At 47.6% G+C, this 12,729-nt stretch carries 10 protein-coding genes; 7 read left to right on the top strand and 3 right to left on the bottom strand.

The genetic code is table 11. The features are described 5' to 3' along the window. The first annotated feature begins 141 nt into the window (after nucleotides 1-141). From ACYVFD_RS25270 to ACYVFD_RS25295, 6 genes are all read left to right on the top strand, one after another. A complete protein-coding gene (locus ACYVFD_RS25270; RefSeq protein WP_461093288.1) occupies nucleotides 142-1,848 on the top strand; it encodes a CTP synthase in 1,707 nt (568 codons plus the stop codon). 118 nt (nucleotides 1,849-1,966) lie between these two features. After that, nucleotides 1,967-3,820: a membrane protein insertase YidC gene (gene yidC / locus ACYVFD_RS25275; RefSeq protein WP_461093289.1), complete on the top strand. Its 1,854-nt coding sequence runs from the start codon at nucleotides 1,967-1,969 to the stop codon at nucleotides 3,818-3,820. 183 nt (nucleotides 3,821-4,003) lie between these two features. Further along, nucleotides 4,004-5,728: a tetratricopeptide repeat protein gene (locus tag ACYVFD_RS25280; protein ID WP_461093290.1), complete on the top strand. Its 1,725-nt coding sequence runs from the start codon at nucleotides 4,004-4,006 to the stop codon at nucleotides 5,726-5,728. Nucleotides 5,729-5,815: 87 nt separating this feature from the next. After that, complete coding sequence (hemL, locus tag ACYVFD_RS25285) at nucleotides 5,816-7,111, top strand: glutamate-1-semialdehyde 2,1-aminomutase (protein ID WP_461093291.1); 1,296 nt, start codon at nucleotides 5,816-5,818, stop codon at nucleotides 7,109-7,111. Between the two features lie 64 nt (nucleotides 7,112-7,175). Next, nucleotides 7,176-8,183 (top strand): glycosyltransferase family 2 protein, encoded by a 1,008-nt coding sequence (locus tag ACYVFD_RS25290; protein ID WP_461093292.1) that lies wholly within the window; start codon nucleotides 7,176-7,178, stop codon nucleotides 8,181-8,183. A 161-nt stretch (nucleotides 8,184-8,344) separates the two neighbouring features. After that, on the top strand, nucleotides 8,345-8,701 hold the full coding sequence (locus ACYVFD_RS25295) for a hypothetical protein (protein WP_461093293.1): 357 nt from the start codon (nucleotides 8,345-8,347) through the stop codon (nucleotides 8,699-8,701). Nucleotides 8,702-8,732: 31 nt separating this feature from the next. Here the strand turns inward: ACYVFD_RS25295 and ACYVFD_RS25300 are convergent, their stop codons facing one another. After that, a complete protein-coding gene (locus ACYVFD_RS25300; protein WP_461093294.1) occupies nucleotides 8,733-8,888 on the bottom strand; it encodes a hypothetical protein in 156 nt (51 codons plus the stop codon). Nucleotides 8,889-9,287: 399 nt separating this feature from the next. Here ACYVFD_RS25300 and ACYVFD_RS25305 point away from each other — a divergent pair, with 399 nt between their 5' ends. Next, nucleotides 9,288-10,088: an LOG family protein gene (locus ACYVFD_RS25305; protein WP_461093295.1), complete on the top strand. Its 801-nt coding sequence runs from the start codon at nucleotides 9,288-9,290 to the stop codon at nucleotides 10,086-10,088. A 95-nt stretch (nucleotides 10,089-10,183) separates the two neighbouring features. Here the strand turns inward: ACYVFD_RS25305 and ACYVFD_RS25310 are convergent, their stop codons facing one another. Together ACYVFD_RS25310 and dnaB are read right to left on the bottom strand one after the other, a co-directional pair. Beyond that, nucleotides 10,184-10,759 (bottom strand): DUF2911 domain-containing protein, encoded by a 576-nt coding sequence (locus tag ACYVFD_RS25310; RefSeq protein ID WP_461093296.1) that lies wholly within the window; start codon nucleotides 10,757-10,759, stop codon nucleotides 10,184-10,186. 99 nt (nucleotides 10,760-10,858) lie between these two features. Further along, the gene (gene dnaB / locus ACYVFD_RS25315) at nucleotides 10,859-12,445 is read right to left on the bottom strand and encodes a replicative DNA helicase (protein ID WP_461093297.1); all 1,587 of its coding nucleotides are present in this window, start codon (nucleotides 12,443-12,445) and stop codon (nucleotides 10,859-10,861) included. Nucleotides 12,446-12,729 lie beyond the last annotated feature (284 nt).

Consider the following 12,729-nt stretch of genomic DNA (forward strand, 5'->3'; position numbering starts at 1 on the left):
TTTTTTCGCTAACCCTCGGCAGATCAGTTGGATGTATAATAGGCTGCCGAAACGCTACTAACTTTTCCTTTCACCTTTTTTCCATTCGTCCCTTTTTTGCTGTACTTTTACATCCCGTAACGACCAAAACACGTTAAAGACATGGCGGCTACGGGACCCAAATCCGCAAAATACATATTTGTTACGGGCGGGGTAACTTCATCACTAGGTAAGGGCATCATTGCCTCTTCACTGGCCAAACTGCTTCAGGCTCGGGGACTTACGGTAACAATCCAGAAATTCGATCCGTACATCAACATTGACCCCGGTACGCTCAATCCCTATGAACACGGCGAGTGCTATGTAACCGACGATGGCGCTGAAACCGACCTCGATTTAGGTCATTACGAGCGTTTCCTGAATCGGCCTACATCGCAGGCCAACAATATCACCACTGGGCGTATTTACAACAACGTCATCACGCGCGAACGCCGAGGGGATTTCCTTGGGAAAACCGTTCAGGTTGTCCCGCACATCACCGACGAAATCAAACGGAATATCCGGCTGCTGGGCGAAACCGGCGAGTACGATATTGTGATCACTGAAATCGGTGGCTGCGTTGGGGATATTGAATCGCTGCCGTTTGTTGAGGCCGTTCGCCAGTTGAAATTTGAACTGGGCGAACACGACACCCTCGTGATTCACCTCACGCTGGTACCGTATCTGCAATCGGCGGGTGAGCTGAAGACCAAGCCGACCCAACACTCGGTGCGGATGCTGCTCGAAAATGGTGTTCAACCGGATATCATCGTTTGCCGGACCGAGCATCCATTGCCGCAGGAGATTCGCCGGAAAATTGCCCTGTTCTGTAACGTACAGGTCAGTTCGGTAATCGAAGCCATCGACGCTGAGACGATTTACGATGTACCCCTGCTCATGCAGAAGGAGCGTCTCGATCAGCGGGCGCTGTACATGATGGACCTCTACAACGACAAGGATGCCGACCTGGATGCCTGGAAAAGCTTTCTGGCGCGACTCAAAAATCCGGGAGATATTATTCGGATCGGGCTTGTCGGTAAATACGTCGAATTGCACGATGCCTACAAGTCGATTGCGGAGTCGTTTATTCATGCCGGAGCTGCTAACGAGTGCAAGGTGCAACTGGAGTGGATACAATCCGAAACGCTGGTCGATGAGCACCACTGTGCCGATGTGCTCAGTCAACTGGATGCTGTACTGGTTGCCCCCGGTTTTGGCGAGCGGGGAATCGAAGGGAAAATTAATGCAGTACGGTTTGTACGTGAACAGGGTATTCCGTTCCTGGGCATTTGTTTAGGTATGCAAATGGCGGTAATTGAATACGCTCGGAACGTCATGGGTATTGAGGATGCACACTCGACCGAAATGGAACCCGATACGGCCAATCCGGTCATCAGCATGATGGAAGCCCAGAAAAACGTTACCGACAAAGGGGGAACGATGCGGTTGGGTGCCTATGGCTGCAAACTGAAACGTGATTCACTGGCCTATCAAATCTACGGAAAAACGCAGATCAGCGAACGGCATCGGCATCGGTACGAATTCAACAACGATTATCTGCAGGCTTTTGAAAAAGCAGGTTTGATGCCAACCGGGATTAACCCAGAAACAGGACTGGTCGAAATTGTTGAACTTTCGCAGAAAACCCATCCCTGGTATGTTGGGGTACAGTTTCACCCTGAACTGAAAAGTACCGTTATGAGCCCGCATCCGCTGTTTGTCCAGTTTGTAAAGGCTGCGCTGACCTATAGCCAACAGAAAAAGGCCGCACCGCCTACTTCATCCGACATTGCAACCGCCCGTGTAGAAACTGCCGACGTGGTTGATTAAGCGCCCGGTTTACCGTAATTTTGCAAGAAAAAAGTCGATAGTCACCAGTCAGTAGTCGTCAGTGTTTCTTTCTAACCTGTCAATGACGAATGCCTGACGACTATCGACTACCAACTAAATGGATCGTAATCAACTCATTGGCATTGTCCTGATTCTGGCGATGCTGGTCGGCTACCAGCTTTTGGTACCGAAACCCGCTCCCGAAAAGGAACCGGCCCAAAAAACACAAACCACGAAACCGAAATCGGCTTCTGGCGCAGAAGCTGCCATAAATAAAGCAGAACAACCGCTCGACTCAGCCGCTGCCAAAGCTCAATTTGGTGATTTTGCCACTGTTGCAACCGGAGAAGCTCGTGATATTACTGTTGAAAATAAAGACCTCAAAATAACCTTTAGCACCTGGGGAGGTCGGGTAAAAGAAGTAGTGCTGAAAAACTACAAAACCTTCGATCAGAAGCCGCTTGTTCTGGTTGATGAGAAAAGCAGCAAAACGCTTCTTGAATTGCCTACCCAACGGGGTAAGGTAAACCTACATCAACTGTATTACCAGACAACGGCTCAGAATGGTACTGTTGGCGGTCAGGCTCAGCAAGTCGTATTTCGGGCCGAAGTGGCACCCGGACAAGCGGTTGAACAGGTCTATACCATCCCGGCCGAAGGGTATGTTATCGACTATGACCTGAAATTAAATGGATTGACAAACAGCGTTGGTACTGGCGACATCCGATTCTTCTGGGAAGATAAGATGCGGCAGTATGAAAACGACCTGGCCAATAACCGCCGGGCTGCTACCATCAACTACCTGACAGCGGACGAAAATTTCGAAAGTCTGACCGAAGGGGAAAGTAATCAGGAGGCTTCGCTCGAAGAACCCGTACAGTGGTTTACTATCAAACATAAGTACTTCCTGTCGGGCTTCATCGATAAGCATGCACCCATGCCGAAAGCCAACTTCAAAACGTTGGTCGATCCGACGGATAGCAGTGTCGTAAAGACGGCCATCGCTGATGTGATGCTACCGATAGCAGATGTGAAGGCTGGAAAAGGACAATATAAATTCTACTACGGCCCCAATAAGTTTCAGTTACTAGGCGACATTGCTCCAGAATTTGATCGGAATGTGTATCTGGGTTATTCAATCCTGAAGCCGATTAACAAGTACTTCTTTGTGCCAGTATTCAACTTTCTGGAGAAGTTTATTTCAAACTACGGGCTGTTGATTATTGCACTGGTGGTATTCGTGAAACTGATTCTAACACCGTTAACCTATAAGTCGTACGTGAGTATGGCCAAAATGAGGGTGTTGGCGCCAGAAATTAACGAGATTAAAGATCGAGTTGGCGACGATATGGCCAAGCAGCAATCGGAGCAGATGAAGTTGTACCAGGAGGTGGGTGTGAGCCCATTGAGTGGATGTGTGCCGGTTGTGGCTACCATGCCGATCCTGTTTGCACTGTTTATGCTCTTCCCAAACCTGATTGAGCTACGTCAGAAGGAATTTTTGTGGGCCGGTGACCTGTCGACCTACGATGCATTCCTGAAGTTTCCGACAATTCCGTTTATTGGTAGCCACCTGAGCTTATTCACGGTGCTGATGACCGCGTCTTCGATTGCGTACGCGTACTACAATAACCAGACTACGCCGACGCAGCCGGGACCTGTAAACATGAAAGCCCTGAGCTATATCTTCCCACTGATGTTCATGTTCGTTCTGAACTCGTATCCAGCAGGGTTGACGTTCTACTATTTTGTATCGAACATCGTGACCATTACGCAGCAACAGCTCATTCGGCGATTTGTCGATGAAGATAAAATTAAAGCGTTGCTGGAGGATAACCGGCGGAAGAATGCGTCGGGGCAAGGTAAGAAACCCGGAGGATTTCAGGCGCTGTTACAACGTCAGTTAGCCGCTGCTGATGAGGCACGTAAACAGGCTGAGGAAGCACAGCGCAAACCAAAATCTAAAAAATAAGTCGAAGATGAGCTTCCATTGGTTAAGATAGTCTTGACTAATGACCGTAGACTGACGACTTTTGATAACAAAAGCAACGCCATCGCGTTGCTTTTGTGCATTAACCTAAAAGACATGACCCATAAATTGTGTTTGGTTAAATTCATATTGATCAGCTTGTTAATATTGCTGACCCAAGTACCCATGCTGGCTCAGGTTTCGCCCGAAGCCCAGAGACGGTATACGGCAGCTGTCAAAAAAGTAGTGGCTGGGGATTATGATCGGGCGAAAACAGAACTGAATGGGATTATCCAGCAACGGGGTTCGTTGGCCCCCTATGCGAGTTATTATTACGCCCTGGCCGCTTACCGACAGAAGAATTTTCCACAGGCCCGGTTAGCCCTTCGGCAGCTTGCTGACCTTTTCCCCGATTGGCGAAAGATGAGTGACGCCAATTACTTACTGGCAGCGGTGTCGATGGAGACAGGACAGTATGACGATGCACTGACGGCTATTCAGCAGATCACCGATCCGGCTTTGCGTACTGATGTAACGAAACTGGAGCAGGCCTTTATCCCGAAGATCACCGATTTGAACCGCCTGAAGGAACTCAATAAGGCTTTCCCAAACGACCGAGTTGTTGGGTTGACATTAATTGACCTGATTCAGCGGACTGCCAGCGACAAGGATGATCTGGAACTGTCGGACCGGCTGACCAATCGATTTGGCGTTCCTGGCGTAGCGACGACACAACCGGCCACTACCTCATCGACCACCGGAACATCCACTACTGGCCGCTCGGCCATGTCTGTCCGTACCAACCGGACCAAGGGATATTACAACATTGCAGTAATGTTTCCGTTTCGATTGGATGACTTCGATTCAGAAAAAAGGAACCGATCCAATCAGTATGTGTATGATCTCTACGACGGGATCAAAATGGCAAAAACCAAGCTTCAGGAAGAAGGCATCACGGTCAATTTGTTTGCTTATGACGTAGACAATGATGCCAACAAAACCCTTGAACTAGTCAATAGCCCTGCGTTTGCGCAAACGGATCTGATCATTGGGCCGCTGTACATCGAACCGAACCGGATTGCTTCGGCGTATGCAAACCAGAGCAATATTGTGTTGCTGAATCCAATTGCTACCAGCAGCGATTTAGTAGTCAATCAACCCCTGTCGTTTCTGGCGCAACCCTCACTCAATCAACAGGCTCATAAACTGGCCGAACATGCCCGGAACCTGAATGGCGGACGTCGGGTAGCTGTTTATTACGGTTCTTCACGAAGGGATTCGCTACTGGCAATGGCCTATGTGAATGAGTTGAAACAGCAGAATTATCAGTTAGTTGATGTTCGGAAAATAAGTGGTAGCGTACAATCGATGGCCGATGCTATGCAGTTGACCGGTAGTGGAGCGGCCAGTGCCAGCGCCAGCACATCCCGACCCGTATCAACAACCCAGGCCATTCCGTTAGGTCATGTTTTCTTTGCCAGCAGTAACGACGAAGAGGGTAATCGAATGCTCGATGCACTCAACCGTCGTCATGTGAGTGGTCCTCTGCTGACGACAGCCTCTGCTTTCGATTTTTACCGCATTCCGGCATCGACGTTTGCCCGGCGGGATGTTTATCTACTGTATCCCGATTATATAGATGCCACGCGTGATCCAGTGGTTACCTTTCAGGAACAGTATGTTGCCAAACGGAATACCATCCCATCGGTCTTTGCCAGCGAAGGGTACGATATGATGCTGTTCTTCGGACGCCAACTAGCCAAAAACACACTGTTGTCCCGGAATCGCGGTGCGTTGCACTCAGATACAGACGACTACCTCCTTTCCGGATTTGATTATTCACAATCCAATGAAAACCAGATCGTTCCCATCGTGAAGTTTGAAGACGGGAAGCTGGTCAAAGTTAATTAATGAATGATTGAATGATAGAATGATTGAATAGGTGGAAAGAGAGCCTATTCAATCATTCTATCATTCAATCATTCTACATTCGTAGAAATGACGACGAGCGAACAATTATTTGAAAAAGCGAAAACGCTTATTCCGGGGGGCGTAAACTCTCCAGTACGTGCCTTTCGGGCAGTTGGTGGATCTCCGCTGTTTATCAAATCAGCAAAAGGGCCATACCTGTATGATGAAGATGGGCGTCAGTATATTGAACTGATCAACTCCTGGGGGCCGATGATTCTGGGTCATGCATTTGAGCCAGTCGAAAAGGCCGTGCGTGATGCAATTCAGTTCTCCTTTTCGTTTGGCGCACCGACGCGCAAGGAAGTCGAAATGGCCGAACTTATTACGTCGATGATGCCTTCGGTCGAGAAGGTTCGGATGGTAAACTCCGGTACCGAAGCCACCATGGCGGCTATTCGGGTGGCCCGAGGCTTTACCGGACGAGATAAAATGATCAAGTTTGAAGGCTGTTACCACGGTCATGGCGATTCATTTCTGATTGCTGCCGGTAGTGGAGCCATGACGATGGGTATACCCGATAGTCCTGGTGTAACAAAAGCGACAGCCGCTGATACGTTGACGGCTCCCTTCAATGACCTGTCAGCGGTTGAAGCCTTATTTGAAAATAATCAGAATCAGGTAGCAGCCGTAATTCTGGAGCCTGTAGTCGGTAATATGGGTTGTGTATTGCCAGAACCTGGCTTTCTGGAAGGTGTTCGATCGTTATGCGATAAGTACGGTGCTCTGTTGATTTTTGACGAAGTGATGACCGGTTTCCGATTGGCAAAAGGGGGAGCTCAGGAGCGTTTGGGTATTACGCCCGATCTGACCACAATGGGAAAAATTATTGGGGGAGGAATGCCCGTAGGTGCTTACGGTGGTCGAGCGGATATTATGAATCAAGTGTCGCCAGCCGGACCAGTTTATCAGGCTGGTACGTTATCGGGTAATCCAATAGCGATGTCGGCCGGTATGGCGATGTTGCACTACCTGAATGAACACCCGGAGGTTTATACGCGCCTGGAAAGCATTGGAGATAAACTGGTGACCGGCTTTCGCAATGGCTTACAAAAAGCAGGGCTAAACTATACGATCAACCATATCGGCTCCATGTTTACCCTGTTTATGACGGAGCGAACCGTGTCGAATTTTTCGGATGCCAAGTCCTGCAACCTGCCGATGTTCGGGCGGTATTTTCACGCCATGCTGGATCGTGGAGTCTATTTGGCACCCTCGCAGTTCGAAAGCCTGTTCCTATCCATCGCGTTAACCGACGACCTCGTCGATCAGATCATTCAGGCCAACGAAGAAAGCCTTCAGGTCGTAATGGATAATTTACAATGAAAAATGGACAATGAGATTTTAAAAGAGTCCATTTTTCATTGTAAATTATCCATTATTCATTCTTATGTTCTTCTCCGTCATCATACCGGTCTACAATCGTCCAGACGAGTTGCGCGAGCTTTTAGAGAGCCTGACGAAGCAGACGTATGACCAGTTTGAAGTGCTCGTCATCGAAGACGGGTCTCGGGAAAAAGCCGATGAGGTGGTGGAAGCGTTTGGGAATCGACTGGACATACGGTATTATTTTAAACCCAACTCAGGGCAGGGATTTACCCGTAATTACGGTTTTGAACGGGCTAAGGGCGATTACTTCGTGATTTTTGATTCTGACGCCCTCGTTCCTGATCATTATTTTGCCGTTGTCAACGAACGAATTGCCCGTGATAAGCTGGATGCATACGGCGGACCCGATAAAGCGCATCCAGATTTTACCCCTGTTCAGCGAGCCATCAGCTATTCAATGACATCGCCCTTTACAACGGGGGGCATACGTGGGAGTAAGAAAAACCTGGGTGGAACCTACCATCCGCGAAGCTTTAACATGGGACTCTCGCGAAAGGTATGGGAAACCATCGGTGGCTATAAACTAACCCGGATGGGGGAAGACATCGAGTTCGCCATCCGAATTATTGACAACGGCTTCCGTACCAGTCTAATTCCTGAAGCGTTTATTTACCACAAACGCCGAACGGATTTTGGCCAATTCTTTCGGCAACTTCGTTTTTTTGGGCGGGCCAGAATCAATATTTCGCGCTATTATCCCAGCGAACTAAAGCTGGTACATGCCATTCCGGCGTTGTTTACACTGTTTGTTTTTTCTATTCCGTTGTGGGCATTGATTAGTCCCATCCTGTTTGGTTTGGCAATTGGGGTTGTAGGCTTGATTGCCCTTCTTATTCTGATTGATGCCACCCGGAAAGAAAAGAGCTTTAAAGTAGGACTGTTAAGCGTAGAAGCCGCATTTACCCAACTCATTGGATATGGTATAGGCTTTTTAAGTGAAGGGTGGAAACGGATACGGGAGCCAAAAGAGTTTAGGGAAACCGGTGCCAGTATCGAATACCCATCGTAACAGTTTAATAGGTTGAAAACAGACGAATTTGCCATTCCCGTTTGCCAGATGCCTAAACTGACGATCGTTTATCTGTAAACTATTTATATTCGCCGAAGAAGACGCCTATGTTAACGAATTTCGTTAATCAGTTGTTAGTATAATAAACAGTCTACCATCCGATGACCAAGCTTGCTAAACCACCCGGCCAACGATTAGTCAAACGCATGAGTACCCGTACCAAGGGACTGATTTTTGTCACGTTGGGGCTAATTCTGTTTAGTATTGGCCTGTGTGTGTTTAGTGTAGCCGCCGATGCGAATCAGTCGGGAGCCCCTTTCCGGCAATGGTTTTTATGGGGAACTTACGGCCTGATTCTTATCAATGGCGGATTATTGCTGTTCGGGCAGGCTGTTCGTTACCGGGTTCAGATCGATTATCGACGATTTGTTCGCCGTGAGCTCAAAAAGCGGGATCGGGAGTGGGCAAGAGCCCTTCAGAAACGAAAAGCCCCGCTCGGAAAAAGCGAGGCTAAATAACAAAACCTTTCGTGTCAACGTGAGCCGTTCGTTAGGCTGCTTTCTTCTCGGCAAACGATGCCTTGATCGCTTCTACGTCTACATTCTTGATAACGGGTTTGCGAAGCAGTTGCTTAATCGCATTGGTTTTATTATTAGCAATCGCCCGGTTCCGACGAGCTTTGCGCTTTAATTCTGTTACTGCCATGATTGTATAAACTTAACTATTTGTCGGTTCGTGAAAATCAGAGCGCAAAATTAGGCATTTTTTAGTCAAAATGGACGATTCAATCGATTTTTTTACAACTTATGCCAGGATTGATGCCCAATGACAAAGGCAATAGACGAAAATTAAAGCATATTTGGCTTAAGCGCTATTCTTCAATAGGTTATTCGGGTGAATGAACCATGGGCTGAGGCTATTAAAAGCTTATAATGCACATTTATGACGAAACGTTTTTGTCTGAACAATCGTTATTACAATCCGCCCTGTTAAAAAAATCAGTTCTGGTTTAGCTGGAATCCAGTTTTTGAGTAAGTTGGGCGGTTGTATTATTTCTGACAAAGTGAGTACGTTTCGCGCCCACTGCCTTTTTTATTGATGTAAATGGAAGAAACAAAAGAAAATGTTCACCGTTCTGAAGCGCAGAGCACCGAACGCATTGCCACTGATTTACCTAAGCGCGACGAGTTACTCCTTACCCCCGATGAACAGCGAATTAAAGAAGCGTTTACAGACCATGACTGGAATGAAATCAAAACGGCTGATTCGTGGGTAATATTTAAGGTGTTGGCCGAGTTCGTTGAAGGTTTTGATAAACTGGCCAAGATTGGTCCCTGCGTATCGATCTTTGGTTCGGCTCGTACCAAACCCGATAGCGAGTACTATAAAATGACTGAAGAAATTGCGGCCAAACTGGTGCGGCATGGATATGGGGTCATTACGGGAGGAGGACCGGGTATTATGGAAGCCGGTAACAAAGGTGCCTTTGAACAGGGTGGAAAATCGGTTGGACTAAATATCAAACTACCCTTCGAGCAACATAGCAACATCTATATAGACCCAGATAAAAGTATCAACTTCGACTTTTTCTTTGTGCGGAAAGTCATGTTCGTTAAGTACGCACAGGGCTTCGTCGTAATGCCTGGCGGTATGGGAACGCTTGATGAATTATTCGAAGCAATGACGTTGATTCAGACTCGTAAAATTGCGCGTTTTCCTATAGTACTGGTCGGGCGGTCGTACTGGCAGGGCCTGATCGACTGGATTACCGATGTGATGCTGGGCCAAGAACACAACATCAACCCAGAAGATATGAAATTGATCAATGTGGTTGATACGCCAACCGAAGCGGTTAAGGTCATTGACGATTTCTACAGTAAATACCTTCTAAAACCGAATTTCTAGGAAAGAGGCATTTTCAATTAAAACGGCCAGCTCTTCAAGAAAAGCTGGCCGTTTTAGTTTCATTGTTAACCTGACAATTTCGGCTGTAGGATTGGCTAAAAAGTTATGGGCACTTCAACCATCACCGTATCCCAGGCAAGCATCATAACCGACTCAGTTGGCTTGTCGTTCGCTTTTTTGAACTGAATTGTAAAGTTCTCAACAACACTATCCGACTTTTTAACGGGTGCCGTTACGCGTAGTACGTCCAGTTCCGGTTTGTAGCTATACGCTCCCCATTGATCCAGATCAGAATTGAAAATCAGCGTCCACTCGGTTTCAGTCGGGATGGCATACAGTGAGTAAATGCCCGCTTTAATCTTTTTCCCCTGAATGGTAGCATCGATGAAGAACTTGATCTCGGTTGCTTCGTTCGCACCAACCCGCCATACTTTGCCGTACGGAATTAATTTACCCGCTACCTCACGTCCATTTTTAGCTGGCCGACTATAGGTGACTCGGGCATAGGCTTTGTCGCCTACTTTGGCTGGGGCAAACTTACGATCATGAGCAAAATCGTCTGGGTAATAGGCCATATCCATCGGACTTTTGTCCAGACCTCTTACCGTTTGAGCATCGGTTGCTAAAACAAAACAAAAAAGTAAACCAGCCAGTAAACCAGCATATTTCATAAGCTATACAGAAAAAGAGTGAATGAAAATGTATAAGCTTCAGGCTAAACGCCATGTAAGCCCTGCAAAAATAAGCTTATAGAGGACAATCGGTGAACGCTAGAACGGCGTTTCCTGACTCGGATCGGCATTCCCAAAATTCGACATGTCGTTGGCTTTGCTTTTGAAAACGCTGCCTGCCGATGGAGGGGCATCGAAACTACTTAACCCATTCACGTTGGCGCCAAAACCTTGAGCCTGAACAGGCTCGAAATACGAATCGAGGTCGCAGAATTTCGTAAACTTATTGATAAACCGTAATTGAATGGTATCGAGCGAGCCACTTCGGTTTTTCGCAATGATTACTTCACCAATACCGGCTGTCGAGTTACCGTTTTCGTCCTGTGTAATGTTGTAATATTCAGGACGGTACAAGAAGCAGACCATGTCGGCGTCCTGCTCAATAGATCCCGATTCCCGAAGGTCGGAAAGTTGCGGTTTCTTATCACCACCCCGCGTTTCAACGGCCCGGCTCAACTGGGAAAGCGCAATGACGGGCACGTTTAATTCTTTAGCCAGATTTTTCAGTGCCCGCGAAATCGAGGCAATTTCCTGTTCACGGTTTCCGCCCGCCCGGCCTGATGTATCACCCGACATCAACTGAAGGTAATCAATGACCACCATTTGAATGTCGTGCTGTGCTTTTAGTCGGCGACATTTTGCCCGGAGTTCCAGAATGGATAGGGCAGGGGTATCATCGATAAAAATAGGTGCTTCGGTCAGTCGCTGAATTTTATGGTGCAACTGCGTCCATTCATGGGGAGCCAGCGTACCTTTCCGGATTTTTTCCGAATCGATCTCGGCTTCGGCCGAAATAAGACGGTTGACCAACTGGACCGACGACATCTCCAGCGAGAAAATAGCTACCGGCTTTCCATGGTCAACAGCGGCATTTCGAAGAGCCGAAACTACAAACGCAGTTTTTCCCATGGCTGGCCTAGCCGCCAGGATGATGAGTTCGGTAGGTTGCCAGCCTGACGTGACCCGGTCGAGTTGAGTAAATCCTGAAGGAACACCCGTTAAGCCCTCCTGATTTTTTTTGGTTTCAAGTTCATTCAACGCCATCCGAACAATAGTGCTCATGTCGGCGTAGTTCTTCTTGATATTCGATTCCGAAATCTTGAAGAGCGATTGTTCGGTACGGTCCAGCAGCTCAAAAACGTCGGTCGTATCTTCGTAGGCGTCGCGAAGAATGGTCGACGACATCGCGATCAGCGCGCGTTTAAGCGCTTGCTCCGAAACGATCCGGGCATGGTACTCGATGTTGGCGGCAGAGTTGACCCGGAAGGTTAATTCCGATACGAAACCGGCACCGCCAACCACCTCAATCTCACCTGTTTTACGCAATTGTTGCGTAACAGTTAACAAATCGATCGGATCGGAATTGCCAAAAAGCGTCAGAATAGCATTGTAAATCCGTTGATGGGCTTCTTTGTAAAACGTCTCGGGTTTAAGAATGTCAACAACAGATGATAATGCGTCCTTTTCGATCATTAACGCGCCCAGAACAGCCTCTTCAAGGTCGAGCGCCTGTGGTGGTAATTTACCAAGGCCTGTATCGAGCCAGTGATTACCAGCCTGCTGACGGCCACCGGCAAAGGCGGATGGTTTACGAAGGTGTTGGTTCGGGCGTGCGTTGTTCTCCATTGTCTCACCGCAAGTTTACGAAATTAACGCATCATAAGGCAAATGTAAGCGGGTTGGACGTATATAGCTCGATGATCAAAAAATCACGTAACATTCTGGTAATGTTGTAAGTACCTCGTTCGATAATTTTTCGACTTTTTAAGCAACGGTTAAGGGATGTTTAGGCGTATAGGGTAAGACAGTTGAGTAGTCGGCTGTATGTCAGAAAGATACGTATATATTCCTAGAAAAAGAGGGATTTGTGCTAATCTTTCGATATGAAATAGAAAAGTGGGCGAGCGAAT

The organism is Spirosoma gilvum (genome assembly GCF_054776815.1).